This is a genomic window from Caldicellulosiruptor bescii DSM 6725 (assembly GCF_000022325.1).
GTDB lineage: Bacteria > Bacillota > Thermoanaerobacteria > Caldicellulosiruptorales > Caldicellulosiruptoraceae > Caldicellulosiruptor > Caldicellulosiruptor bescii.
The window spans coordinates 322,389-348,224 of sequence record NC_012034.1 but is presented as its reverse complement, the minus strand read 5'-3'; the positions used below and the strand labels follow the sequence as shown (position 1 = coordinate 348,224).

The window sequence follows — 25,836 nt, the reverse complement described above, 5'->3', positions numbered from 1 at the left end:
GATATCCAAAAAAGTATAAAAAGAGTTGAGGTAAAATGGTAGGTGTATCATACATTAGTTCAAAATCTTTGATAAACACTTTTTCGCAGAGTTTGCATAATTCAATTGACTATACAATAATTTCTCAAGGAAATGTTTTGAACAATTTGAAAAACAACATAATACCTGATAAAGTAGCTATCCTTGAAAAGCAAGCACAACGTCCAAGTTTCGAAAACCAGCTTAAAATATACAGTCCAGAAATCCTAAGCTCTAAATCAGGTTTAGAGGTAGTACAAAATAGTTTTGAGCAAATGTCGGATTTACCCTCACCAAGTACATTAGTTGAAATGGGAAATCAGCTAAACCTTTTAAATAAAGGAGTTTTGACATCAAATCAAACTCTTCAAGAGCAAGACATTACTATGCTCTCCAGTAGTTATTTATTTTTGACCAAAGGACTGTCAGCTGATAATTTAAAAAATCTTATGAGCAAAAACATTCCTATTTTGCAAGACATTATGATGTATACTTATAGTCCTCAAAATGGAGTTGTACCTTATTTGCAGAGCAATTTTTCAACTTCTGTTTTGGATGTAACGGTATAGGAACAGCGTGAATATATCCATGTGTCTTTTTATTTAAAGAGATATTTTACACCTATTATTTTAGGTTTATACTTCATTTAAAAGTCTTATAATATCATCTGTACTTAGTACTGCTTCTGCCGCTCCCTTTTCTATGGCGACTCTTGGCATGCCAAAAACTACGCATGATTCTTTGCTTTGCGCAATTGTCAAGGCACCCTGATTTTTCATTTCCAAAAGACCATTTGCTCCATCACAGCCCATTCCAGTCATAATTATGCCTGTTGCATTTTTCCCGTACCATTCAGCTACTGAACTGAATAAAATATCACACGATGGTTTGTGGCTATTCACCTTTTCAACATTTTCAAGAAGCCTTATGTAATACTTTCCTAAAATTTTTTCAACAGCCATATGCACTCCGCCTTTTGCTATATAAATCACACCATTTTCAATCTTTTCACCATCTTCGGCTTCTTTCACTTGTCTTTGAGATATTTTGCAAAGTCTCTCAGCCAATGCTTTCGTAAATGTCGGTGGCATGTGCTGAACAACTAATATAGGAATCGAAAAATCTTTCTTAAGATTTGTAAAAATCTTTTCTAAAACAGGGGGGCCTCCTGTTGAAATTCCAATTGCTATTACCTTACTTTCTCTTAGCTTGTCCACTAAATAGTTGGAAGTATAAGTCTTAAGCCCCTCAAGGGAGTTTAAAACCTTAGTTTTGTCTTTCTCTACCTTACTTTTTTTACGGCTAAGTTCTCTCCCAGCTAATATCCATTGAACTTTTTCTGACAGTTCTTTTTTAAATTCTTTAAACTCTTCTTTATTTGCAGGTTTTAATATATAATCAATTGCACCTTTTGCAAGTGCTTCAAGAGTAATCTGGGCACCAGGTTCAGTATAAGCAGAAACCATTACAATTTTTGTTAATGGATTTATCTCCTTTAAATAGCCGATAAGTAAAAGACCATTCATATAAGGCATCTCATAATCAACAAGTGCCAAATCAATTTTAAATAAATTTGCCTTTCTAATAGCTATAAGAGGATTTGTCGCTGTAAATATAACTTTATCTTCCTCTAAACCCCTCAAAGTCTCTTTTATAAGTTCACACATAAGCTCTGAATCATCAACAATCAATATCCTTTTCATAGTTTTGTTCACCATATAAATTTCTTTATCTTAACATTATCACAACTTCATATGTAAGAAATTATACACAAAATTTTTGCAAATATTCAATTAAATTTTTTGTGATTTTTTGAAGGCAAAATAATACAAAAGCTATATAACTGAAAAAACAATAAAGATGATAGACAATTTTTTTTTGACAACCAAATTCAAAAGGTTTTATAATTAAAATTACTTAAAAAACACAATGTCAAAGGATTGAGATACACATGGTCATTGCAGTTTTAGACGGACAGGGTGCTGGAATTGGAAGAGAATTTATAAAAAGATTGAAAAAAAAAGAATTTGAGGATAAAATAAAAATTGTTGCGCTTGGTACAAATAAAGTAGCTATGCAGAACATGCTTAAAAACGGCGCAGATGTAGGATATTGCGGTGAAGATGAAATTGTTTATTTTTTGACAAACTTTGTCCCAGATGCAATTGTTGGACCAATTGGAATTTTGACATGCAGTGGAATAAAGGGTGAAATTTCTGCAAAGATAGCACAGACAATTTTCAGCCTTTATTGTAAAAAATACATCATTCCTTTGAATCTGCATGGTATTTCTATTCCTGGTACGGTAAATTCATCTATGAAAGATATATATTCTTTGATAATAGATGATATAAAAGAAAATGAAAAAAAACTTTATCTTCCTCATCCTCTTGAGTAGTCCTCATAGCAATCAAGACACAAAAACTTTCCATCCAAAATTCTTATTCTGTGCTCTGCTGTTTTTTCTCCACAATTTTCACATTTCAAAGACCTGAAAATACGTGCATTTTGTGGTAATTTATCTTTTGGTTCTTTGTACTCAAAAATCTCATCTAAAGGCGCATCAAGAATATACTGGAGGTTTTCTTCTCTTGACCTATTTTCATTAAAACCCTTGAACACAATTCTAATACCCTGATTTGTATCTCTTCTGAAAAATGTAAATGCCTGTTTGCCTCTGTCTTTGAAAATTAGATTACCTTTGCCGGCAGTACATCCCAAAATTGCCTGAATAGCATCAACTCCACATGCATCATTTTCTGTAATGCAAACTATTTCTTCATCTGAAGAAAAATCTATAGAAAGTCTTTTTATAGCTGCCTCACATGCTCTAAATCCTATCGCAAGACCTGGACATATGTGCCCGTGAAACTCAGCTGCCTTTTTCCAGAAAAGTTCTTTTTCCCATGTCATATTAACACCACCTCTCTCAATGTATCTTTGATTTTCTCAAAATATCTCGCGATTTCTTTAAATTTCGCTATCATTGAAAATGATTTGTTGCTTGATATTACTATTATTGCTTTATTATACCATGTTCAGTTTAGAATTAACCTTTTCACTGTATTTATCTTGTTGCTATACCATATTGCGGCAGGTATTGATCCACAATAACCATGGCGTTTACCCTCTCATGGCTCTCAGGGTCTTTTCTCCCTTGCCCTCAATTCCCTCGTCCCATCTACCATGGCGTGGACTTAAGTTTCGGCTCGTATGCAGGGTCTTCGCCCGTATGGGGATGTACTCTGACCACCCGCTCTCATTTTTCAATCTACTTTCTATAAAAATTTAATCCTTTCTCCTTCTCCTAATAAATTTAGGTATTCTTATTTATTGTTTTGTAAAAAAAATAAAAATTGATTTTGTTAATTTTTTTTATTAAATGTTTTGTATCAAGATAATTTAAAGTTTCTAAACTCAAAAAAATGAGAAAAGTGGCATTTCGTAATTTACACCTGTTACCTTTTTCTCGACTTTGTCAGTTTGAAACTCAAAAAGTTTGGGAGGACTGGGATTGACAAAATTTGGACCTCAATTTTGTCACTACATCATTTGCTAATACCAATAAATTCTAAGCCTTCCTCTTGTTTAAACTCTCCACATGAAGAAAATAAAATTTATTCAATTTGCCTATTGCGTTTTTTTTTTTTTTTTGATATAAGTATTTATAGCTATTTTATCCATTGAAAGGAGTTGATAACTATCATTATGCTTAACACCTCTTAAATACTTTAATCCTATTTATTTTGTTAGGAGGTTCTAATTTGTTGCACAAACACAAGAAGCTTTTTTTACTGTCAGGTGCTATCTTTGCAATATTATCATCAATACTTGCTGCCAATCTCTACATGAGTAATAATCCTTCTACACAAAACCCTCAACAAGCCTATAAAAAGCAAATTGTTCCCTGGAGCTACAAAAAACTTGGTATCACTAAAATGTGGAAATTTACAAGAGGCAAAAATGTTAAAATTGCTATTCTGGATTCTGGTATTGACCTGAACCATCCTGACTTAAAAAGTGCAAATATTATCAAAACTATTAACTTTATTGAGCCAAACAAACCCGCATCAGATGAAACAGGACATGGAACTTTTATCGCAGGTATAATCGCAGCTCAAAATAACAACTTTGGTATTGTCGGCATTGCACCTGATGCTGAAATTTTCATCTTAAAAATCTTAAATAAAAAACTTGAAGGAAAAGTTGACCTCGTTGTACGTGCTCTTGACTTTTGTATAAAAAACAAGATTAACATCGTAAACATGAGTTTTTCTACCTCATCTGATAATCCAAAACTCAGAAAAGCTGTTTCAAAAGCAGCAAAACATAAAATAATCATTGTTGCCTCGGCAAGAAATTCATTTGGTTCAAAAGCAGGCTTTCCTGCATCATACCCCGAAGTTATATCTGTTGCTTCTGTCAACTGCAAAAATCAAATATCTCAGTTTTCTTCTCAAGGCAAAATTGATTTTTGCTCTTATGGTGAAAATATTTTGTCCACAGCTCCAAACAATAGCTACAAACTCTCAAGTGGAAACTCTGTGGCTGCTGCACACCTGACAGCAATTATCGCTCTTATCTTAAGCAAACCAGAAAAGTGGGGCTTGCCCCCTAAACACAGCATAAACAAAGATAAAATCTATAATGTATTGCTAAAACTTTCTGAAGACCTCGGTGAAAAAGGTAAAGATAATATATTTGGCTTCGGTCTTGTGAAATTTAAATAAAAATAGTTCGGAGGGGTGTTTAAAATGAAAAGTAAAATGAAAAGAATATTAGCTATCATTGTTTGTATTAGTTTTATATTAACCTTTTTGCCTATCAATTCTGTCAGCTTTGCAAAGCCAAGATATGATGTTTGGAAAGATAAAATAAAGGTCTATGATGTTGACAAAAAAATTAAAGCAGCAGAAGCTGAGTATGAAGGATACAAGTATATTGCTACACTTGATAAAGATACAAATGAGATAAAATTAAAAGTCAAGCCAACTGCTGCTAAAAAGTTTGATAAAAGTTTGGACACATTAAGCCCAGAAGAAAGAAACTTTTCTGTAAAAGTAGAATACTTTGATGGTGAGAATTTAAAAGCAAAACTAATTGATGAAAAAACAAAAGAGGAGTATAATATTGGTGATTCTGATACTGTTTCGGCACAGTATGTTATTGATATTTCAATAGCCTTAGGACTTGCTGAAATTCTAACAGCAATTTTATTAGCAATTGGTAAAATAATTGTTTTATTTGGAGAAAAATATGTAGAAGCAAGTGAAGTAATTGAAAATGTTAAAAACAGAAACTATGATTATTATAAAGCAGCAATAAAAAATGGTATTCTTTATATCGGTCCTGCAATAGATTATTCAGAAGCTTATATGAGAGTATATAATTGGTTAGATGTTTTCTGTAAATATAAAATCAAGGCTAAAAATCTTGCTGATTCAGTAGCAAAAAATTATATCACATTTGGTGGATACGTTTATGGACCAGAAATTCATGGAAGCATGCCTAATTATTTTTATCATTATCATATTTATATGAATAAGGATACTAAAATTCCTGCTCATATTTTTTATCTTTTATATTGAAATTTTTCAAATAGCTTTCTTGAGGGTTGTCATTATTAAATACTTCTGGCAACCCTCATTGCCAAAAATAATTGAAAATTAGGAGGGAATTCCTAAAATAATGTTTGAAATTCCTGTATATGATTTATCAGAAATGTTAAACAATTATCACAAAATTACATATAATCATTATAATTTTTTTGCTAATAAAGACATGTTATCTTTTCATCCTATCTATCAAAGTTGTAGTAATATACTGTTTGTTATGGAAAAGAACGATATACTTGGAAGTATTATTGAATCTATTATAGTTTTATCCTTTATAAATGGCAAGGTCGAACAAACTATTAGTTATAAACTCAAAAATAAAATATCTCAAATAATTTTTTTTGATGAGGAGAAATTTACTCTAACTGGTTACACAATAATCTCAACTAGTACTAAAGTTAGTGAAATTAGAATATTTAGTGTAGATTTAGCAAAAAAAGAGGAAAGCTTGTTGTTTAGTTTTATTATGGAGTTTTCTGAAGAAAATGAAAACAAAGATATGCTTATTCCATTTACAACTCACGTATTGGCATTAAATGAAAGATATATAATGCTAATAAATAATTGTGAAAATTTTAAAGATAAATTTGTTCTGATTATTGACCTATATAATAAATCTGAATTTTATCTTGATGCATTTATAACAGATAACCACTATATTTGCGAAATTTCATTCGCAGAAATAAAAAAATTCAAAAACAGAAATTATCTATTTATTAAAACTGGTAGAATTAGCTCAGATGAAAAAAGATACTATTTTAATTTAGGTGAAGATATAATTAATAAGATTGAAACTTTACTGATTATTCCTTGTGAAGAGTTAATTCAAGATTTAATCAGCGGTGTAATGCCTGCGTTATCTAAATATATAATTGATAAAGTTGAGTATTCTGAAACATTAAGTTTTTTAAACTATGGAAAACCTTATTATGGTTTTTTTTACAGTATAAAAAGTCATTCTCTTTATATCGATTCTCCATTTGTTCCTTATGTAAAAGAAAATTTTTTGACAAAAAGAACCGACATCTTTACTTACAATCTAGAAACGAAAAAAAGAGCTTTTATAGGGTCCCTACCTTTTCCCTCAGAAAAAATACGTCCAGTATATATAGAAGAGAATAGATACTTTTTATTATATCGTCCTTTCCATTCTTATTTACTACCAATTAAAAATTTTTTTATAAAACATTATATAGGAACCAATGAAATTTCCTTCTTTGAACTACCAATTAACATTCCATATAAAGAACAAATTGAAGAGTTTTATCTTTTAAAAAACTGTTCCATTTTTGTCACAGTTAATCCAGAGGAAAAATACACATATATTTATTTAAACGATAATGAGTTAATAAGAAAGATATCATATATGGAAGAATTTTTCTCATTAATTATAAATTCTGAAACAGAAGAACTAAATGCTATTATAATATATCCAAGATTTTTAATAAAACATGACTCATAAGTTTATTGTCCTTAATAGTCTTTAGAAAGCTTATATTTTTATTGTGATGACGAAAATTTATTTTTAGATTATTTTCCTGATTTAGTATTTGAAAATTTTTAAAATAAAGTATTCCGTACACATTGGCTGTGCATATGGACTTGCTACTAATCATGTTAACAAAAGGAATTTCTTTTAATATTATGTTAATACAATCTTTAAAATTTAGCTTTATAGTTTATAATAAAGTAACCATAGATGACACTACAAGTAACATGTTTTGTTTTTGCATTTGATTTGACTCTTAATAACCGTCGATGATAAGAAGTAAAAAGCACCAGAAAGTAGTTTTTACCCAGTTTGAATAATTGAAACTCATTTTTAGGGGCTTCTTTTATTTTCATTCGCTATTAAAAAGTTTGGTAAAAGTTTGCACAACTCAAGCTAAAATGAGAAGAGAAACTTTTATGTAAAAATAGAATACTTTTATGGTGAAAATTTAGAGGCTTTAATAGTTTCTCTTTCCGTAAGACAACTTAGTAGGAGCTGTCCCAAAACAATAATTTTTAATAATCAAAAAAGAATGTATTGTGGTATTAAATACCAATATTAAGTTATAAAGCAAACAAAAAGAGGGTTGGGCGACAGTTTTACCCCAGCCCTCTATCATTATCTTTGCTAATTTTTCTATGTTATAGGCAATACAAACCAAAACCCACTCAAGCTTTACACCCTTCAAACCCCTGAGCAGGAATCTCCTAAATCCTTTATTGTTCTTTATTATCCCAAATACTGTTTCAACTTCTACCTTCCTTTTATTGTAAATTGTAGCACGAAAATAGATTGCATTCAAAAATGATTTTGAACATAAACAATAGAAGATTCTCAATCATTTAATAAGAAAAAAAGACAATAACAAACTAACCGATGCTAAAAAGGCATCAGCTGGAATTATTATAAATTTAATCAAGATTTAAACTGATTGGGGGCTTATAACTTCTAAACCAAACTTTTTTGCTTCGCTGATAAGTCGATTAACACGAATTATCTCTTGTTTCTTTCGAACTTCACTAAAAACTTTTTTATCATAGTCAGTGTCATTCTTAAGCATATTATAGATTATAACCAGTAATTTTCTAGCAAGAGCTACTATTGCTTTCTTTGCCCCTCGGCGCTGCTTTACTTTCCAATACCACGTAGCAAGGTATGAATCTCTTACGCGAGTTAGACTCCATGCAACTTCACACAGTATCCTCTTGATGTAGGTATTACCCTTTGTTACTCGAGTGGACTTTTTTTTCCTGCACTTTCATTATTGCCAGGACTTAATCCTGCCCATGAACAAATATGTTCTGCAGTTTTAAATTTGCTCATATCTATGCCAATTTCAGCAATTATTGCAGCAGCCGCCGTTTTATCTATACCTGGTATGCTATCCAATTGCTCAATCTGCCTTTTAAATTTTTCAAGTTCAAAATTAATATTTCCTTCTATTTCACTAAGATGTTCATATGTCTCATCTAAATGCTTAAATGCTTAAGCAGAAGCCTTAAAAATTCACGCTGATGTCTGTTCATCCTGCCATTTACCGACAGTTTTATCTCTTGTAATTTATTGCGTGCTCTTGTTTTTACATAACTTTCAACTTCTTCTGCGGTTATACTGCCATGTTCTGCTATGTGGTTTATTATTGCTCTTCCAGATACACCAAATATATCTGTGAGAAAATTTGAAAGTTTAAAACCACAGCTTTGAAGATGCTTTTCAATGCGGTTTTTCTGTGATGATAGTTCTTCTATTATGCTTTTACGATATCTTGTAAGGTCTCTTAATTCTCTTATTGTTTGCGCTGGAATAAAACTCCCATTTAAAAGTCCTGCCCTCAAAAGAGTTGCAATTTATTTTGCATCTTTCATATCAGTCTTTTTGCCAGGAACATTTTTCATATGCCTTGCATTGGTAACTATAACTACCATAGTGCCGTCCAAAGCACTTTCCAAAATATTATAAACAGGTTGCCAGTAGACTCCTGTGCTTTCCATTGCAACATGATGGCAGTTTTCTGATTCAAGCCATGCTTTTAATTCTTCAAGCCCTGGCAGTAAAGTGGAAAATGTTCTTATTGTTTTTTGGGGTTTATCGTTATGGACAGAGCCTTTAAGCAAGCAGGCTACAACAGTTTCTTTGTGAACATCCAATCCACAACAAATCTCAAGTAAATCTTGCATATTATTATCTCCTATTCTGAATTTATTACAGGGATGATTACCTGAGAAAATAAGAAGTTTAGCACCCGTGCTGTTCCCATATCAGGATAATATGGGGCGACAATTGGCTGTGCTCAAAGGTAATCAGGTTAGGTTAATGATCGAGGTATTATATCCATCAACAATAAATCAACCTTTGCCCTGTTAACTTTAGTTTAACAAAAAACAAATCTTTTGCAACCTTTTCTTAAGTCTATTTTCATCAATGGTTGTGCTTTCCTAAGCATGGATGGTTAATGTGGATTTGTTAATAATAGATGAGCTGGGCTTAAGGAAATTTAATCAAAGCAGTGTAGATGATTTTTATGAGATAATATCAAAGAGGTATGAGAGAGGATCGATAATAATAACTACAAACAAGGTATTTGAAGAGTGGCCGAGGATATTTTATGATCCAGTTTTAGCGACAGCGATTTTAGATAGATTTGTACATCACTGTCATTTTGTAGTTATCAAAGGTGAAAGTTATAGGATGAAGCAAAGGGAGGGTGCTATAAAAGCTTTAACAGATGATTCCAAGAATGAATCAAATCAGTTAAATAATGATAATTAAATTTTTTTGAAAACAGGTGGGGAAAAAATGTTATCAAAAGTGGGGAAAAGGTATTGACAATAACAAAATTACAGGATCAAGATTTTTGCAAAACTCTGAAATGGTGGATTTTGAAAACTCAGTCCCACATAACTCATAAGTAATTTCTTCAATCTTTCGTGTGGATACTCCATTTACCACCATCTCACTAAATAGCCAATAAAAGCGCTTGTTTAGTTCGCTGATAACGTTCAAAAAGGTTACAAGTCAAATTTACCATTACGCAGTCTTGGTACTTTCAAAGTCAAAGTCCCTACTCTGGTAATTAATTTCACAGAAATAATAACCGTTATGATAATCTTGTCTTTCCTCTGTCCTCTCGTAGGCTTAAGCCTTAATTTGTTCAGTAGCAAGATACGCTAAAATTTGATTAAGTATTGATTCTAATAACTTGGCTAATTTCTCGTCTTTTGTGCCTGTTGTAAAAAGGTAATGCAAAATTTCAGAATCTATGGTAATATTGTATTGAGCCATTCCTCATCCCTCCTGAAAGAATTTGGTTTTTGGTTATTCTTAATTTCTATTCTAACCAGAGGGTGAGGGGTGGCTCAATCCCTTTTTACACAATTATATAGACTCAACTGTCGCTCATGGTTTTTTTATTTGAATTTAATGGAAAATATAGTTTAGTTGCTTACAGTGAAGGATTAAAATCTATTGATATAAATTGCTTTAGAATAAAAATTGTTGGAACCTCTGCTCAGATTGTCAACAACTATCCTCTTTATATAACCTGTGTAGCTCTCCTAATAAATTTAGGTATTCTTATTTATTGTTTTGTAAAAAAAAATAAAAATTGATTTTGTTAATTTTTTTTATTAAATGTTTTGTATCAAGATAATTTAAAGTTTCTAAACTCAAAAAAATAAGAAAAGTGGCATTTCGTAATTTACACCTGTTACCTTTTTCTCGACTTTGTCAGTTTGAAACTCAAAAAGTTTGGGAGGACTGGGATTGACAAAATTTGGACCTCAATTTTGTCACTACATCATTTGCTAATACCAATAAATTCTAAGCCTTCCTCTTGTTTAAACTCTCCACATGAAGAAAATAAAATTTATTCAATTTGCCTATTGCGTTTTTTTTTTGATATAAGTATTTATAGCTATTTTATCCATTGAAAGGAGTTGATAACTATCATTATGCTTAACACCTCTTAAATACTTTAATCCTATTTATTTTGTTAGGAGGTTCTAATTTGTTGCACAAACACAAGAAGCTTTTTTTACTGTCAGGTGCTATCTTTGCAATATTATCATCAATACTTGCTGCCAATCTCTACATGAGTAATAATCCTTCTACACAAAACCCTCAACAAGCCTATAAAAAGCAAATTGTTCCCTGGAGCTACAAAAAACTTGGTATCACTAAAATGTGGAAATTTACCAGAGGCAAAAAAGTTAAAATTGCTACTCTGGATTCTGGTATTGACCTGAACCATCCTGACTTAAAAAGTGCAAATATTATCAAAACTATTAACTTTATTGAGCCAAACAAACCCGCATCAGATGAAACAGGACATGGAACTTTTATCGCAGGTATAATCGCAGCTCAAAATAATAACTTTGGTATTGTCGGCATTGCACCTGATGCTGAAATTTTCATCTTAAAAATCTTAAATAAAAAACTTGAAGGAAAAGTTGACCTCGTTGTACGTGCTCTTGACTTTTGTATTAAAAACAAGATTAACATTGTAAACATGAGTTTTTCTACCTCATCTGATAATCCAAAACTCAGAAAAGCTGTTTCAAAAGCAGCAAAACATAAAATAATCATTGTTGCCTCGGCAAGAAATTCATTTGGTTCAAAAGCAGGCTTTCCTGCATCATACCCCGAAGTTATATCTGTTGCTTCTGTCAACTGCAAAAATCAAATATCTCAGTTTTCTTCTCAAGGCAAAATTGATTTTTGCTCTTATGGTGAAAATATTTTGTCCACAGCTCCAAACAATAGCTACAAACTCTCAAGTGGAAACTCTGTGGCTGCTGCACACCTGACAGCAATTATCGCTCTTATCTTAAGCAAACCAGAAAAGTGGGGCTTGCCCCCTAAACACAGCATAAACAAAGATAAAATCTATAATGTATTGCTAAAACTTTCTGAAGACCTCGGTGAAAAAGGTAAAGATAATATATTTGGCTTCGGTCTTGTGAAATTTAAATAAAAATAGTTCAGAGGGGTGTTTAAAATGAAAAGTAAAATGAAAAGAATATTAGCTATCATTGTTTGTATTAGTTTTATATTAACCTTTTTGCCTATCAATTCTGTCAGCTTTGCAAAGCCAAGATATGATGTTTGGAAAGATAAAATAAAGGTCTATGATGTTGACAAAAAAATTAAAACAGCAGAAGCTGAGAATGAAGGATATAAGTATATTGCTACCCTTGACAAAGATACAAATGAGATAAAATTAAAAGTCAAGCCAACTGCTGCTAAAAAGTTTGATAAAAGTTTGGACACATCAAGCCCAGAAGAAAGAAACTTTTCTGTAAAAGTAGAATACTTTGATGGTGAGAATTTAAAAGCAAAATTGATTGATGAAAAAACAAAAGAGGAGTATAATATAGGTGATTCTGATACTGTTTCGGCACAGTATGTTATAGCTCTGCCGTGGGCATTAGGACTTCTTGAAGAACTTTTATATATCCTGCTTGGTGCTGCTGGGATAGTTTTTGTCGCTGGATATGCTTATTATCTTGCCGAAAAAGTGGTTGATAAAGTAAGAAACAGTTCATATGATTACTTTTTGGCATATATTTCCTCTGATAAAAAACTTTTTGTTGGACCAGCTGTTGATTTTGGTACAGCTAAGGCTACTGTTTTAGATAGTGGTGATATCTTTGCTAAAAGTCGAAGTCTTGCAGAACTATTAGCAAGAGAAGTAGTTTTTTTGCATCTACTCATAGTTACCCACAAGCATATTATTATGAACATAAAACTCCTCATAATGATGACCCAAATTATTTTCCTCACTTTCATGTATTTTTTAATGAGATTAGAAAACGACCTCATATATTCTATCCTTATTAAACTCAAATTATTTAAATTTCAAGAGGTAGCTAAACTGACTTTTAAAGCTACCTTTTGTTCTTTTAAATATAAAGTAGTCAATGCTTTTATTTAGGAGGATAAAAATGATGAACATTGATGTTGTTTATATTCAAGATTTATCATCCGAAATGCATAATGTTTTAAAAAATAATCAATTGGGTAGTCTACCAATAGAGTGCAAAAATTTCTTATTAAGAAGTGTATTAAAGCAAAGCACATATAAATCTGTTGGTATATGTTTTATTGATATCTCAAATCTTCAACTTAAAACTTACCTGTTTAAAAAAGAGTTAGATAAAATCATTTATTTTGATGAAATAAATAATACACTATATGGGTATTACTGGAATATTGTAGATGACTATGTTAAAATCACTGTTAGGAGTATTAACTTGCTAAATAGACATGAAAAAGACATTCTTGAAATTCCTATTGTTGAATTGAAGCTATGGGAAAAACACCTAAAACAGGAAGGTATAAGTAATTTCATTGTGCCTCCCCTTCTTTTTTTTGAAATGGTAAATTTTCGCTATATAATAACTATACACGACAAGTTTTATGCTTTCAACTCTAATAATAAATGGCAAATTTATGTGATAGACCTTTTTGAAAATAAATTCTATAGTTACATTTACGATAATGATCCTAAAAAGCCGTTTCCTATATCCTATATAAGGTATCTTCCTGTTAGCAATGCTGACGGTTTTATATTTATTAAATTTGGACAAATTGACGCTGAGGAAAAGGAAATGTATTGGCCACCAAAAAATTCAAAAATGACTCAACACTTTTGGGAGGCTTTTGCATTTTATCCACTGAATAAATTTATTGAAGACATTAAAAATCAAAAATTATTTTTAGACGCTTATATTGTTGAACGTATCTCAGAAAATTTTTCTTTTCGCTTTTTAGATGATATTGAATCGATAAAAGATTTGTGCTTCTACTATATTAAGAAATCTATAAAAACTAATTTATCCAGACTTATAAAATTAGAACTTAAAAATTATACCAAAGAGATAATGCAAACTTCAATCAATCTTTATAATAAATTCCTGCACTATAATAATGGTTTACTAACGGCTATTTCTTTATCAATTGAAGAAATAAATGATAAACAAAATCTGTTAAGAATAAGTAAAGAATTTTTAAATGGTAACAATACAAAAAGTGTAAATATTCTCCTGAGCAAAGAAGAGCAATTTATGCCAGATATCATGTACAAGTACATCTTAAAACATGGTCTTTTTTTAACTTTCTCCCCTCGTTTTGACTATAGAGATATTCCAAAGCATTATAAAATAAAGGTATATTCATTAGAATCTTCTTCAGCTTTTCTTGAATTTATCACAAAATACCCTCTTTCAAGTCCTTTTACAATTACACTTGTGGAAAAAAGCAAAGCGAATGATGAATTTTTATTAATCTTATAATAGCAAGTTTTTTGAAATCATTTTCAAAATCTTTTCATTTAAAGCAAAACTTGAAAAGGATAAATAAAAGTTTGCCACGTTTAAATTTCTGAGAGAGAATTTTTTAGCTTTTCCACCAAATTATTATATCATACGTAAATATATACAATAAGTCTGGAAGATGGAATAATTGAATAAAATAAATTTTGTTGGCCATTTATTTGAATCACAACGAACATTAGAAACGGCTCCTCTAAAACTTCTTCCTCAATATATAATATTGGGTTCATCTAACAACTTGACTGTTATTACAAAGAGAAATATTATAAAGGAACCCATAACTAAAATCAATAATTTTTTAATCTACGAATGGTAAAATGATAGAAAATAGCACCTTTTGCCTTTTTATGATCTTAAAACACCTATTGATAGGGTTTTAGAAATTTATGGAAATAGAAAATTTATACATGCTTTAGTAACTGATGGTAAAAACTGTGAAATTTTATAATAGAAATAGATATTCTAAACAAAATGGAAAAGAAAATTTTCTATTTTTCTTATGGAATCTATAATTTAAACTCCTGCATCGGTTTATAAAAATGAAAAACATTTTGCTTTTATCTTTGATATTGCAAACAAAAAATTGTACCAATTCCCTCCTGAAGCAGAAGCCTATTTGAATTAGCTTGAACAAAAATCTTAAAGGCAAAGTCGGAACAATTACCAAAGCTCTTGATTAGTGTTCAAAAATAAAATCAACATTGTAAACATGAATTTTTCTACTACAACTAACAACCCCATACTGTACAAAGCAATACAAGAGGCAACTAAAAAAGCAATAATCATAATAGCTGCTGCCAGAAATTCCTTTAACAGAAGACCTGGATTCCCAGCATCATACCCCGAAGTTATATCTGTCGCTTCTGTCAACTGCAAAAATCAAATATCTCAGTTTTCTTCTCAAGGCAAAATTGATTTTTGCTCTTATGGTGAAAATATTTTGTCCACAGCTCCAAACAATAGCTACAAACTCTCAAGTGGAAACTCTGTGGCTGCTGCACACCTGACAGCAATTATCGCTCTTATCTTAAGCAAACCAGAAAAGTGGGGCTTGCCCCCTAAACACAGCATAAACAAAGATAAAATCTATAATGTATTGCTAAAACTTTCTGAAGACCTCGGTGAAAAAGGTAAAGATAATATATTTGGCTTCGGTCTTGTGAAATTTAAATAAAAATAGTTCAGAGGGGTGTTTAAAATGAAAAGTAAAATGAAAAGAATATTAGCTATCATTGTTTGTATTAGTTTTATATTAACCTTTTTGCCTATCAATTCTGTCAGCTTTGCAAAGCCAAGATATGATGTTTGGAAAGATAAAATAAAGGTCTATGATGTTGACAAAAAAATTAAAACAGCAGAAGCTGAGAATGAAGGATATAAGTATATTGCTACCCTTGACAAAGATACAAATGAGATAAAATTAAAAGTCAAGCCAACTGCTGCTAAAAAGTTTGATAAAAGTTTGGACACATCAAGCCCAGAAGAAAGAAACTTTTCTGTAAAAGTAGAATACTTTGATGGTGAGAATTAAAAGCAAAATTGATTGATGAAAAAACAAAAGAGGAGTATAATATTGGTGATTCGGACACTGTCTCTGCACAGTTTGCTATAGCTTTGCCTATTGCATTGTGATTAAGTGAGGCATTAATTTCTGCTCTTTTAGCAATCTTACATGCAATAGTAATTGGTGGAATAACATGTGTAATCGTTACAGATATAGTCGAAAAGATTAAAAACAGCAGTTATGACTATTATGAAGCATATATATACAATGGAAACGTGTATATTGGTAGAGCTATAGATTTTTTCACAGCAAAAGAAAGAGTTCAAGCAGCTGATTTTGAAAGAGATGATAATAAGGCTAAATTTAATTACAATGTCTTTTGCAAAAATTATGCACTTGCAGAAAAATTAGCACTAACTGCCACACGTGTGTATGGTATAGAACATCATTCAGTTCACAAAGAATCTCCCAATTATTATCCTCATTTTCATACGGTAATTAGCAATCAGTGGATAAAAATACTTGGTTCTGCTCATATATTCCACCCATAGATTAATTAAAACCAACCGAATAGAGGCACCTATTTTTATATTTTAAGCACTACTTAAAATTTTATTTTTTAAAAATAGGTGCCTCTATGCCAATATACTGAATGTTATAAGGAGGTTAACCAATTGAAGAAAATTTGCTTATTTGATAGTTTAAAAGAATATTTATCAAATTATAATACTATAGAATTTTCAAACTTTTGTCTTTACAAAAATAATAAAATTTTTTGTTGGACTTATAAACATCCATTTAAATTATATCAGACGGGAGTATTTTATATTGATACTAAAAAATATAAATCTAAATACTTTAAAGTTTTCAACGATGTTAAAATTTTATATAATGATATGTGCGAAGATATATTTACAATTCACAGCTCTTTTACTTCTTGTCTCAAACTCCATATAAAAAAACTGAACTCTGAGTTAGAAGAAGAGGATATAATAGACATTCCTCTCCTTTTAGAATTGGAAGACTTTGATAACAGCCTTTTTTGTAAAACTAAATATTCAATACATGCAAAATTATTAGATAAAAGATATATCTTCGTGAAATTAATACCATATTTAGGTAAAAAAGACCAATTAGAAAGGTTTGAACCATTGTTTGTTTTTATTGACATTATAGCAAAAAAATATTATCTATTGTCTTCTCGATTATCAAAAAAAATAAAACATATCGACGTGGTCCAAGTACATTTGTTTGATTCTAAATACTTATTTTTTGAAATTAGCAACCTTGGAAATTCCGAAAAACATGATCTCCTTGTCAATAATAAAGAAGGAAGTGATATTGTTTCAACCGATCATTTTACTTAAAAGCACATAATATATCCTATTGAACAATTAAAAGTTGATATTTTAAAAGATTCAGTAGATTTCGAAAAATACACTTTTACATGTACTCAATTCGATGCTGTTTTACCCTTTTATTTCATTGAGAATGATAACTATTACTATCTTAAAACATATGTTAATAAAAATAAATCTGAATTTTACAAAATTAATCTTCTTGAGAAGAATAATTCTTCACATCTTATTTGTACCACCAGGGGAAAAATATTAGAAAATTCCAGTTATACTAATTACAAAATTATTAAAGTAAAGAAGATTGATAAAAAAGATGTTCTTTACATTGCAAGAGAAATACTTGAAAATCAAGAAATAAGTATTATAGAAGCTCTCTATTTAGGAGAAAAAATAGTTACTAAGAATTACAACACATTTAAGTTTAACAAAAAAGAAAGATGTATAGATATTTGTGAAAGTGATGGCTACCTTGTAACAATGGAATATTTGCAGCCTAATAACACCATTTTTAAGTTTTTTTCGCTTTATGATAAAAGATTACTGCTAAAAACCGAACCTTGTTCAAATATTTTGTATTTTAATAATCCTCTAAATAATGAGGAAATTTTGGTTGTACCATATTGATATAGAATTTTCAATCATTAATATTTTTTGAACTACAGGCATTTTCCAGTTGCCAAAAGGGTTTGGGACAATAATAAAAATAATGTATACAAAATAAGCTTGTTACGCCAAAAAGTCAAAAATAGAAATATTAATTGAGGTGTAAAAAGACATATTCATTTGATACTGGTAAGCTTGCGTATGAATTCAGTACAAAATATCTTCTTTTTGAGCCCTTTTCTCTTTTAGTTAAAAAAAGTGAATTCAAAGATAAACCATTTCTTGACTTTGTCAGTTTGAAACTCAAAAAGTTTGGAAGGACTGGGATTGACAAAATTTGGACCTCAATTTTGTCACTACATCATTTGCTAATACCAATAAATTCTAAGCCTTCCTCATATGCGATGAAATTTTTCGGCCCCTTTATCTTCATCACATTCAGGATGTCTATAGCTCCTCCTTCTGTCCTTTGCTTTATCAAATATTTCTTCCCTTTTATCTCTATTTCAATAAAATTCATTGAATCTATCGCTTCCATTATCCTTTCACTACTTATCTCTTTACCTTTTTTCCTCAAAATATATTCCAATGTCCGTTGTAATAAAAATGCCAAAAAACATATCAGGGAGTTAAAATAAAATTGTGTCCACTGTATAATTAGTATTGAAATAATCACCAAAGGGTTCACGATTATGGAGAAAAATGAAATTTTTGAGACCGCTAAAAATATGGCTATCGAACAAGTGCTAAATATGTATTGCTTCCTGTGATGATCCTACTCGCCCAGCTCTAAAACAGCTAAAAGTAAAACTTGCTCGATTGCTTTATGTTATCGGAAAGAAAAGTAGCCCTTGTTAAAAATGACAATGACAAAGGCAATGGTTTTTATTGAAGTAAAACTTTCAACACCTGCTATGTAGTTTGAAATCTCTGTCCCTCGCACACGCCCTTAGAATTTCCGACCTTCTATCCTCTTCTTTCCGCTACAAAAGAGTTGATAGCTTATCTACTTCCCTGCTTATGTCGCAAGTACATCAATGGTTATTTTTGAGCGTTCCCTTATTCAAACTTTAAAAGCTTTGAATCTTCCATATTCCGAAAATGAAATACTAAAAATCAAAGAAGACCTTAAAAATGAGCTTCAGTTATTCAAACAAAGAGAACTACCAACAAGTGCTTTTGCTCTCATCATCGACGGTTATTCAGAAGTGAAGTTAAGGATAATTCTAAGGTTAAACAAGCTACTTGCAATGCCAGCCTCGGTATCGACTCAAGAAAGGTAAAAAAGACATTTTCGGTGTCTACACTTTCTTCGGCAAAGAAAATAAGGCTGATTGGATGAAAGTTTTTGACGATTTAATTACAAGAGGTCTTAAAGAAGTTTTAATTGTCATAAGTGATGACTTTCCTGGTATTATAGATGTTGCCAAACTTGCTTATCCTCTTGCTGACCTTGAGCTTGCTTTTGTCCACCTCCAATGAAATAGCAGAAAACATATGACAAAGGATAAAGCTTTCAGCTTTTAACAGGATTTTAGACAGACTTAGAATTTCTTTCTCCGATTTTGACGAAGCTGTACTGAAATTTAAAGAACTTTGTAATGGATACCTTTCAAAATATCCTCGATTTTATTGCTGCAATATCAGAAAAAGCAGAGTTTTATTCTGTTCATATGAAATACCCTGAGGAATTAAGGAAGCATATTCTTTGCTACAGACGCCGCCTTGCGTGTAAACAGCATGATTGAAAAGTAAAGAAGTAAATTCAGGTGGATACTTTTAAGGCTGCCAAAGTCTTAGAAATTAATATTTACTTAACAAGAAGAAAACTTACGCCGTACAAAATGGAAAAATGGAGTTCCCAGTATTAGAAAATGCATCAATAACATAACCCAACTTTACAACTTACGTTATAAATTGGAAACACAAAATTCTTGACAAGTCTCTTCTCTTGCCAAGCTCCACTCCTCTAAAATCAAATGCTCTGCCAACATGCCTTTCCTTTGCTATATCTACTCCTACAACTAATGTTTTCTCTGTGACTTGTAATATCTTCTCATTTTGTGTATACTTCAAGGTAGGTACCTCCTTTTGTGATGATTTCTCGTAAGTTCTAGAACTTACTTAACTATATTTTATCAGGAGGTACCTTTTCTTTTTCAAATCTCATTTCACTTCATTTTCACTCATTTTCGTTCATTACAGGAATGCTTGTATAATTATTTTCGTAAGGCACATCAAAAAAATTTAAATAAAATAACAACCAAAGTTTCGATTAACATAAGATTTTAAGTCTCATTAATTTAAAATAACATTTCCAATACTTCCTCTTTGAGAGGAAAGCAGCCTAAAATCACTTCCTGCTGCTTGTGGCTTCTAATCTTTGGCCACACTCTAATTTACCGCTGGCCTCTTGCCAGCCTTACTAACTTTGATATAATTCTTTCTATCTGGGCATGGAATTTATCTGCACATTCACTCCTGGGAACGGAAGCATATTTCCGTATACCCGCACAAAAGACTATTATTCCATTCCAGGTAAGTCTAAACTATTTGGCTGGTTGAGGCCAGCTTAAATCTTAGTTTAAGCTGGTTCCTCGTTCTACTGCCCAAGGTTGTATACTTACCTTGGCTCGGAATGGAAAACTCATGCCCTAATTCAATTTTAAAACTACTTACGAGGAGTGTTGACATCATATCAAACTTTTCAAGAGCAAGACATTGCTATACTCTCCAGTAGTTACTCATTTTTGATCAAAGGACTATCAACAGATGAGCTAAAAAATCTCATAAGCAAGAACATCCCTATTTTGCAAGACATTATGATGTATGGTTACAGTCCTCAAAATGGAGTTATACCGTATCTGCAGAGCAATTTTTCAACTTCTGTTTTGGACGTGAAAGTATAAAAAAGGGGGCTGCACCTTGAGTACAGGGCAGTCCCTTAAATCTTTATTGGGATTGTAGCAGTGCACTTTTTCGGAGGTTACTTACCAGCAGCTTTAACTGTTGACTTTACAGACGTAGCACTTTTTGAAGTTGCTGTTTTCTTTTTCCTTAGGCTAAACTTTTTAGAAGCGCTTTTTGATGTTTTATTGGTCTTTGCAAGTTTTGAAACCTTTCCACCTGTCTTTGTGCTGCTCAACACTGTTGCTTTTTGAGCTGTGTGTTTTGCTTGAGTGCTGGTTGTTGTTGCAGCAAAGCTCAGCATCCCTACTAATACAAAAGCGGCTAAAATCCCTATCGCCAAAACTCTTTTTAGTACTCTTAAATTTCTTTTCATGTCCAAACTCCACCTCCTTTTCACAAATCAAATTTTTCCCAAACGCATTTTTTATTTTAAGCCTTTTACATTAAAACACTCTTAAAGCAGAATTAAATTTTTTTAATTTACTGAAATCCTTTATGAGCTATAATTGATTTTAGGCTGCAAAGTGTATCTTCTAAAAAGAATTGAGCCAATAAAAAAACTATTATACAAAAGGGTGAGGAATATTCTACCATGAGAATTCTTGTAATTGAAGACCAAAAGTCCTTAGCAAATACAATAGCAAGAAGGCTTCAAGAAGTAGGCTATAGTGTAGATATGGCACTTGATGGACAAGAGGGATTAAATTTTATCCAAACTGCAAGCTATGACTTAATAATCCTTGACATAATGCTACCTAAGATTGACGGCATAACTTTGCTAAAACTTGTGAGAAACAAAGGTGTCCAGACTCCTGTTTTGTGTCTGACTGCCAAGGATTCTATAGAAGACAGGGTAACAGGGCTTGATGCCGGAGCAGACGATTATCTTGTAAAACCATTTTCTTTTGATGAGCTTTTAGCAAGGGTAAGGGCTCTTTTGAGAAGATACAGCCAGATAAAAGACCCAATTATCCAGATAAAAGACCTTGTAATAGACACCAATTCCAGAAAGGTGACACGCGCAGGAAAGGTAATTGACCTTACATCAAAAGAGTATTCTGTTTTGGAATACTTGGCAAGAAACAAAGGAAGAGTACTTACACGCTCACAAATAGCTGAACATGTTTGGAACTATGACTTTGAAGGGACTTCCAATATTGTAGATGTATATATACGATACCTCAGAAGAAAGATTGACGATGGTTTTCCTGAAAAGCTCATCCATACAATAAGAGGTGTTGGGTATATGTTGAGGGATGAAAAAAGATGAAAAAGATTCCCAAAAATATTAACATCCGTACAAAACTGACTCTATGGTACTCAGCAATGTTGATGGTGATTATAATTCTCTTCAGTGTCTTTGTATACCTTCTGATGCTCCAACTACTCTATGTGGGTGAAAAAAATTTCATTCAAGATTTTTCAGATGAGGTTGCGCTAAGAGTAAGTATATCCAAAGCTCAAAAGATAAGTGTAAATGAGTCGCACAAAATCATCAGTTCAGGTGTGCAGATTGTAATATACTCAAAAAATGGCATTCCAATTTATAAAACAAGTAATCTTTTTACAAAGGCAGTTGAAAGTATACCTTTGTCAGAAAGGGTCCGAAAGATAGAGATAAACGAAAAGGATTGGTTAATATATGACCAGAGATTATTTGACGATAAAAACAGGATGATTGGCTGGCTGAGGATAGGAAGACCTTCACTTACAAAAAGGGTGTTGCAAAACTTAAAAAATGTTATATTTCTGTCCATTCCACTGCCATTTTTAATTGCAATATGGGGCGGTTATTTGCTTGCTAAAAAAGCATTAAAACCAATTGATGATATTGCCAAAACCGCAAGAACAATTGGACACACTGACCTTAGCAAACGCTTGAATTTTCCAAAGGTAGAAGATGAGATAGGTCGACTTGCAATGACATTTGATGAGATGCTTGACAGGTTAGAAAATGCATTCAAAAGAGAGCGTCGGTTTTTGTCTGATGCCTCTCATGAGTTAAGAACACCACTTACAACAGTCAAGGCATTAGTGGAAGAAGCTTTAGAGGACTGCAAAACACAAGATGAGTACAAGGAAGTACTTTATGTAATACACAAAGAGATTTCAAAGATGAACAAGATAATCTCGCAGCTTTTTATGCTTACAAGGTGCGAAGAAGGAAACTGGCCGGTCGACTTTGAAAAGATAAACTTAAGGATTATTGTTGAAGATGTCATGGAAGAGATGCAAGAGTTTGCTCAGCAAAAGGGTGTAAAACTTTACAAAGAGTGTGATAAGGACATTTTCATTGAAGGAGATCAAACACTTATAACAAGGCTTTTTATAAACCTCATTGAAAATGCAATAAAATACAATAAAAAAGATGGATGGATTCTGGCAAAAATTGAAGAGCAAGAAAATGAAGTCAAAATTACAATTGAAGATGGAGGTATTGGCATCCCTGAAGAAGACCTTCCTTTTATATTCAACAGGTTCTATCGCGTTGACAAATCAAGGTCAACTGAAGGAATAGGACTTGGCCTTTCCATTGTCGATTGGATTGTAAAAATTCACAGGGGGAGAATAAATGTCACAAGTAAAGTTGGCATTGGCTCATGTTTTGAGATTATACTGCCAAAAAAACGATTTATTTATAATAAATGTTAATTATCAAGAATTATTACAACGGATATTCCTCCTTTACAACCCTCTTCAAAACCACTATAATTAAATTGCCTGAATAGTAAGAGCTGCAAAGCAATTAAAAAAGGAATGAATTAGCAAAATGATAATAGCTGTTTTGGACGGGCAAGGTGCTGGTCTTGGAAGGACATTTATAAAAAGACTCAAAAAAGAGCTTGGGCAATATGTAAAAGTTGTTGCACTTGGAACAAATGAAGTTGCTATGCAAAATATGCTTAAAAACGGGGCAGATAGCGGATATTGTGGTGAAGATGATATTGTCTATTTTTTAACAAACTTTGTGCCAGATGCAATTGTTGGACCTATTGGAATTCTTACCTGTGGCGGAATAAATGGTGAAATTACTGCAAAGATAGCATATTCAGTTTTCAGCCTTGATTGCAAAAAATACATAATCCCGTTGAATCTTCACGGTATATTTATCCCTGGCACTGTGAATTTATCTATGAAAGAGATATTTTCTCAGATAATTGAGGATATAAAAGAGACTTTAAAAAAGAGGATGAGCAAAAGTCCCTATTTTCCCCATCCTCTTGAGTAGTCCTCATAGCAGTCAAGACACAAAAACTTTCCATCCAAAATTCTTATTCTGTGCTCTGCTGTTTTTTCTCCACAATTTTCACATTTCAAAGACCTGAAAATACGTGCATTTTGTGGTAATTTATCTTTTGGTTCTTTGTACTCAAAAATCTCATCTAAAGGCGCATCAAGAATATACTGGAGGTTTTCTTCTCTTGACCTATTTTCATTAAAACCCTTGAACACAATTCTAATACCCTGATTTGTATCTCTTCTGAAAAATGTAAATGCCTGTTTGCCTCTGTCTTTGAAAATTAGATTACCTTTGCCGGCAGTACATCCCAAAATTGCCTGAATAGCATCAACTCCACATGCATCATTTTCTGTAATGCAAACTATTTCTTCATCTGAAGAAAAATCTATAGAAAGTCTTTTTATAGCTGCCTCACATGCTCTAAATCCTATCGCAAGACCTGGACATATGTGCCCGTGAAACTCAGCTGCCTTTTTCCAGAAAAGTTCTTTTTCCCATGTCATATTAACACCACCTTTCAAGCTTGTCATTTGCTTTGTTCTTCAAAAATTTTTTCTTGTAACCCTTTGGGAATGTCAATTCTTTCATAATAGGGTTTTATATCTATTACAGGTGAACCATCTATTGCATCAAGCCCTTTTACAACAAGAACGTTGCCTCTGCGAGCTATCAGCTCTGCAACGTTAAAAAGTATTGGGTTTGGTCTGTTTGGAGACCTGCATGCAAAAACACCTTTGGGAACATCTGAAAAGGGTGTCTTGGTAATTAGAGTGTCCCTGTTTGATTGATGTCCCCAGTACAAAACAATTAAGTACTTTGCCTCTTCGATATCCTTTAAACCATCAATATAATTTTCAAATATCTCTAAATAGAAAACTTCTTCTGAATCTGCACCTTGCCTTGGTGCCTCTTCTTTTGTTTTATATGGACTGTGAATTATTCCTATTTTCACAAGTTCCATCATGCCTAAATCTCCCCTTTTAAAAATTAACTTATGTTTAAACAGCAGCTACTATTGGAACAACAAAAATTTCATCATTGTGTTTTTCCACTTTTACATCTACCCCATATACTTTCGAAATCACATCAGCTGTTATTATTTCTTTTCCACCTGATGCAAATATCTTTTTGTCTTTTATAAAGATGAACCAATCAGAAAATCTAATGGCAAGATTCAAGTCGTGTAAGATTACAACTACTAAAATTTCTTCTTGCCTTGAAAGTTTTCTTAAAATCCTTAAAACCTCTATTTGATTCTTCAAGTCAAGATTGTTTATCGGCTCATCCAAAAGCAGGACTTTGGGCTCTTGAACAAACGCTCTTGCAATCACTACTTTTTGAAGTTCTCCACCGCTTATCTCATCTAAGTATCTGAAAGCAAGGTGTTTCAAATCAAAAATATCAAGTGCCATTTCAACCTTCTCCAAATCTTCTGAACAAGGAGCAAGTCCAGTAAAATGCGGCTTTCTTCCAAGAAGTATTGCCTCATACACTGTTATTCTGTTTGTAGTGTATCTTTGTGGAACATATGCTACATTTTTTGAAAGCTGGTTCAATGAATAACTATTCACATTCTTACCATCTATTAGCACAACTCCTCTTTTTGGCTTTAAAAGCTTTGCTATACACTTTAAAAGCGTAGATTTCCCTGCTCCATTGTTACCTAAAATTGACACAAACTCACCCTTTTTTGCTTCAAAAGAAATCCCACTTAAGACCTGAAAGTCTTTAAAGCTAAATTCAAGGTTATCTACTTTCAGCATT

The 25,836-nt window shown here is 31.9% G+C and carries 20 protein-coding genes and 8 pseudogenes; 17 read left to right on the top strand and 11 right to left on the bottom strand.

Features of this window, described 5'->3' with window-relative positions; translation table 11 throughout:
- The first annotated feature begins 35 nt into the window (after positions 1 to 35).
- On the top strand, positions 36 to 587 hold the full coding sequence (locus tag ATHE_RS01470; RefSeq protein WP_015906908.1) for a hypothetical protein: 552 nt from the start codon (positions 36 to 38) through the stop codon (positions 585 to 587).
- A gap of 66 nt (positions 588 to 653) precedes the next feature.
- Here the strand turns inward: ATHE_RS01470 and cheB are convergent, their stop codons facing one another.
- Complete coding sequence (cheB, locus tag ATHE_RS01465; RefSeq protein ID WP_041726999.1) at positions 654 to 1,721, bottom strand: chemotaxis-specific protein-glutamate methyltransferase CheB; 1,068 nt, start codon at positions 1,719 to 1,721, stop codon at positions 654 to 656.
- A 248-nt stretch (positions 1,722 to 1,969) separates the two neighbouring features.
- Between cheB and ATHE_RS01460 the strand changes: the two genes are divergently transcribed.
- Positions 1,970 to 2,416, top strand: a complete 447-nt coding sequence (locus ATHE_RS01460) for a DUF3842 family protein (protein WP_015906906.1) — start codon at positions 1,970 to 1,972, stop codon at positions 2,414 to 2,416.
- Here the strand turns inward: ATHE_RS01460 and ATHE_RS01455 are convergent.
- Entirely contained in the window at positions 2,401 to 2,931 is a 531-nt protein-coding gene (locus ATHE_RS01455) for an FmdE family protein (protein ID WP_015906905.1), read from the bottom strand. The two genes, ATHE_RS01460 and ATHE_RS01455, sit on opposite strands and share 16 nt — an antisense overlap.
- A gap of 854 nt (positions 2,932 to 3,785) precedes the next feature.
- Between ATHE_RS01455 and ATHE_RS01450 the strand changes: the two genes are divergently transcribed.
- The 3 genes from ATHE_RS01450 to ATHE_RS01440 all read left to right on the top strand — a co-directional run bounded on the left by ATHE_RS01450 (position 3,786) and on the right by ATHE_RS01440 (position 7,095).
- A complete protein-coding gene (locus tag ATHE_RS01450; RefSeq protein WP_015906904.1) occupies positions 3,786 to 4,748 on the top strand; it encodes a S8 family peptidase in 963 nt (320 codons plus the stop codon).
- A gap of 24 nt (positions 4,749 to 4,772) precedes the next feature.
- A complete protein-coding gene (locus ATHE_RS01445) occupies positions 4,773 to 5,606 on the top strand; it encodes a hypothetical protein (RefSeq protein ID WP_015906903.1) in 834 nt (277 codons plus the stop codon).
- 100 nt (positions 5,607 to 5,706) lie between these two features.
- Positions 5,707 to 7,095: a hypothetical protein gene (locus tag ATHE_RS01440; protein WP_015906902.1), complete on the top strand. Its 1,389-nt coding sequence runs from the start codon at positions 5,707 to 5,709 to the stop codon at positions 7,093 to 7,095.
- 487 nt (positions 7,096 to 7,582) lie between these two features.
- On the opposite strand, the pseudogene ATHE_RS01435 reads toward ATHE_RS01440, so the two are convergent.
- Both ATHE_RS01435 and ATHE_RS01430 read right to left on the bottom strand, forming a co-directional pair.
- Positions 7,583 to 7,900, bottom strand: a pseudogene (locus ATHE_RS01435) (transposase); the annotation flags it as partial.
- A gap of 147 nt (positions 7,901 to 8,047) precedes the next feature.
- Positions 8,048 to 9,302 (bottom strand): annotated as a pseudogene (locus ATHE_RS01430) (IS110 family RNA-guided transposase).
- Between the two features lie 271 nt (positions 9,303 to 9,573).
- Between ATHE_RS01430 and istB the strand changes: the two are divergent.
- Positions 9,574 to 9,894 (top strand): annotated as a pseudogene (istB, locus tag ATHE_RS01425) (IS21-like element ISCsa9 family helper ATPase IstB); the annotation flags it as partial.
- A 63-nt stretch (positions 9,895 to 9,957) separates the two neighbouring features.
- Here the strand turns inward: istB and ATHE_RS01420 are convergent.
- Positions 9,958 to 10,407, bottom strand: a pseudogene (locus ATHE_RS01420) (transposase); the annotation flags it as partial.
- A gap of 727 nt (positions 10,408 to 11,134) precedes the next feature.
- On the opposite strand from ATHE_RS01420, the gene ATHE_RS01410 reads away from it, so the two are divergent.
- The 6 genes and pseudogenes from ATHE_RS01410 to ATHE_RS01385 all read left to right on the top strand — a co-directional run bounded on the left by ATHE_RS01410 (position 11,135) and on the right by ATHE_RS01385 (position 17,327).
- Positions 11,135 to 12,097 (top strand): S8 family peptidase, encoded by a 963-nt coding sequence (locus ATHE_RS01410; RefSeq protein ID WP_015906901.1) that lies wholly within the window; start codon positions 11,135 to 11,137, stop codon positions 12,095 to 12,097.
- Positions 12,098 to 12,121: 24 nt separating this feature from the next.
- A complete protein-coding gene (locus ATHE_RS01405) occupies positions 12,122 to 13,057 on the top strand; it encodes a hypothetical protein (protein WP_015906900.1) in 936 nt (311 codons plus the stop codon).
- 13 nt (positions 13,058 to 13,070) lie between these two features.
- Complete coding sequence (locus ATHE_RS01400; protein ID WP_231503228.1) at positions 13,071 to 14,417, top strand: hypothetical protein; 1,347 nt, start codon at positions 13,071 to 13,073, stop codon at positions 14,415 to 14,417.
- Between the two features lie 718 nt (positions 14,418 to 15,135).
- A complete protein-coding gene (locus tag ATHE_RS01395; RefSeq protein WP_231503227.1) occupies positions 15,136 to 15,630 on the top strand; it encodes a S8 family serine peptidase in 495 nt (164 codons plus the stop codon).
- Between the two features lie 24 nt (positions 15,631 to 15,654).
- Positions 15,655 to 16,511, top strand: a pseudogene (locus ATHE_RS01390) (hypothetical protein).
- A gap of 123 nt (positions 16,512 to 16,634) precedes the next feature.
- Complete coding sequence (locus tag ATHE_RS01385; protein ID WP_015906896.1) at positions 16,635 to 17,327, top strand: hypothetical protein; 693 nt, start codon at positions 16,635 to 16,637, stop codon at positions 17,325 to 17,327.
- A gap of 955 nt (positions 17,328 to 18,282) precedes the next feature.
- On the opposite strand, the pseudogene ATHE_RS01380 reads toward ATHE_RS01385, so the two are convergent.
- Positions 18,283 to 18,546 (bottom strand): annotated as a pseudogene (locus ATHE_RS01380) (IS1634 family transposase); the annotation flags it as partial.
- Positions 18,547 to 18,613: 67 nt separating this feature from the next.
- Between ATHE_RS01380 and ATHE_RS01375 the strand changes: the two are divergent.
- Positions 18,614 to 19,859 (top strand): annotated as a pseudogene (locus ATHE_RS01375) (IS256 family transposase).
- Positions 19,860 to 19,868: 9 nt separating this feature from the next.
- Here the strand turns inward: ATHE_RS01375 and ATHE_RS14460 are convergent.
- A pseudogene (locus ATHE_RS14460) lies at positions 19,869 to 19,997 on the bottom strand (IS110 family transposase); the annotation flags it as partial.
- Between the two features lie 611 nt (positions 19,998 to 20,608).
- Here ATHE_RS14460 and ATHE_RS01365 point away from each other — a divergent pair.
- Positions 20,609 to 20,830, top strand: a complete 222-nt coding sequence (locus ATHE_RS01365; protein ID WP_231503226.1) for a hypothetical protein — start codon at positions 20,609 to 20,611, stop codon at positions 20,828 to 20,830.
- Between the two features lie 77 nt (positions 20,831 to 20,907).
- Here ATHE_RS01365 and ATHE_RS01360 read toward each other — a convergent pair whose 3' ends face one another.
- Positions 20,908 to 21,204, bottom strand: a complete 297-nt coding sequence (locus ATHE_RS01360) for a hypothetical protein (protein WP_015906895.1) — start codon at positions 21,202 to 21,204, stop codon at positions 20,908 to 20,910.
- A gap of 219 nt (positions 21,205 to 21,423) precedes the next feature.
- Here ATHE_RS01360 and ATHE_RS01355 point away from each other — a divergent pair, with 219 nt between their 5' ends.
- From ATHE_RS01355 to ATHE_RS01345, 3 genes are all read left to right on the top strand, one after another.
- The gene (locus ATHE_RS01355) at positions 21,424 to 22,101 is read left to right on the top strand and encodes a response regulator transcription factor (protein WP_015906894.1); all 678 of its coding nucleotides are present in this window, start codon (positions 21,424 to 21,426) and stop codon (positions 22,099 to 22,101) included.
- Complete coding sequence (locus ATHE_RS01350) at positions 22,098 to 23,483, top strand: sensor histidine kinase (protein ID WP_015906893.1); 1,386 nt, start codon at positions 22,098 to 22,100, stop codon at positions 23,481 to 23,483. The genes ATHE_RS01355 and ATHE_RS01350 overlap by 4 nt, the downstream gene beginning before the upstream one ends.
- Positions 23,484 to 23,601: 118 nt before the next feature.
- Positions 23,602 to 24,060, top strand: a complete 459-nt coding sequence (locus ATHE_RS01345; protein ID WP_015906892.1) for a DUF3842 family protein — start codon at positions 23,602 to 23,604, stop codon at positions 24,058 to 24,060.
- On the opposite strand, the gene ATHE_RS01340 is transcribed toward ATHE_RS01345, so the two are convergent.
- Genes ATHE_RS01340 through ATHE_RS01330 form a run of 3 tightly spaced genes read right to left on the bottom strand, consistent with a single transcriptional unit; the run spans position 24,036 to position 25,835 of the window.
- Entirely contained in the window at positions 24,036 to 24,575 is a 540-nt protein-coding gene (locus ATHE_RS01340) for an FmdE family protein (RefSeq protein WP_015906891.1), read from the bottom strand. The two genes, ATHE_RS01345 and ATHE_RS01340, sit on opposite strands and share 25 nt — an antisense overlap.
- 23 nt (positions 24,576 to 24,598) lie before the next feature.
- Positions 24,599 to 25,033, bottom strand: a complete 435-nt coding sequence (gene tsaA, locus ATHE_RS01335; RefSeq protein ID WP_041726978.1) for a tRNA (N6-threonylcarbamoyladenosine(37)-N6)-methyltransferase TrmO — start codon at positions 25,031 to 25,033, stop codon at positions 24,599 to 24,601.
- A 37-nt stretch (positions 25,034 to 25,070) separates the two neighbouring features.
- Positions 25,071 to 25,835, bottom strand: coding sequence for an ABC transporter ATP-binding protein (locus ATHE_RS01330; protein WP_015906889.1), 765 nt, complete (start codon positions 25,833 to 25,835; stop codon positions 25,071 to 25,073).
- Between the last annotated feature and the right edge of the window lies 1 nt (position 25,836).

Bases quoted from the DNA above. Each gene is read 5' to 3' on its own strand.
- ATHE_RS01470 (WP_015906908.1), top strand. From the start codon at position 36: ATGGTAGGTGTATCATACATTAGTTCAAAATCTTTGATAAACACTTTT.
- cheB (WP_041726999.1), bottom strand. From the start codon at position 1,721: ATGAAAAGGATATTGATTGTTGATGATTCAGAGCTTATGTGTGAACTT.
- ATHE_RS01460 (WP_015906906.1), top strand. From the start codon at position 1,970: ATGGTCATTGCAGTTTTAGACGGACAGGGTGCTGGAATTGGAAGAGAA.
- ATHE_RS01455 (WP_015906905.1), bottom strand. From the start codon at position 2,931: ATGACATGGGAAAAAGAACTTTTCTGGAAAAAGGCAGCTGAGTTTCAC.
- ATHE_RS01445 (WP_015906903.1), top strand. From the start codon at position 4,773: ATGAAAAGTAAAATGAAAAGAATATTAGCTATCATTGTTTGTATTAGT.
- ATHE_RS01440 (WP_015906902.1), top strand. From the start codon at position 5,707: ATGTTTGAAATTCCTGTATATGATTTATCAGAAATGTTAAACAATTAT.
- ATHE_RS01405 (WP_015906900.1), top strand. From the start codon at position 12,122: ATGAAAAGTAAAATGAAAAGAATATTAGCTATCATTGTTTGTATTAGT.
- ATHE_RS01400 (WP_231503228.1), top strand. From the start codon at position 13,071: ATGAACATTGATGTTGTTTATATTCAAGATTTATCATCCGAAATGCAT.
- ATHE_RS01360 (WP_015906895.1), bottom strand. From the start codon at position 21,204: ATGAAAAGAAATTTAAGAGTACTAAAAAGAGTTTTGGCGATAGGGATT.
- ATHE_RS01355 (WP_015906894.1), top strand. From the start codon at position 21,424: ATGAGAATTCTTGTAATTGAAGACCAAAAGTCCTTAGCAAATACAATA.
- ATHE_RS01350 (WP_015906893.1), top strand. From the start codon at position 22,098: ATGAAAAAGATTCCCAAAAATATTAACATCCGTACAAAACTGACTCTA.
- ATHE_RS01345 (WP_015906892.1), top strand. From the start codon at position 23,602: ATGATAATAGCTGTTTTGGACGGGCAAGGTGCTGGTCTTGGAAGGACA.
- ATHE_RS01340 (WP_015906891.1), bottom strand. From the start codon at position 24,575: ATGACATGGGAAAAAGAACTTTTCTGGAAAAAGGCAGCTGAGTTTCAC.
- tsaA (WP_041726978.1), bottom strand. From the start codon at position 25,033: ATGGAACTTGTGAAAATAGGAATAATTCACAGTCCATATAAAACAAAA.
- ATHE_RS01330 (WP_015906889.1), bottom strand. From the start codon at position 25,835: ATGCTGAAAGTAGATAACCTTGAATTTAGCTTTAAAGACTTTCAGGTC.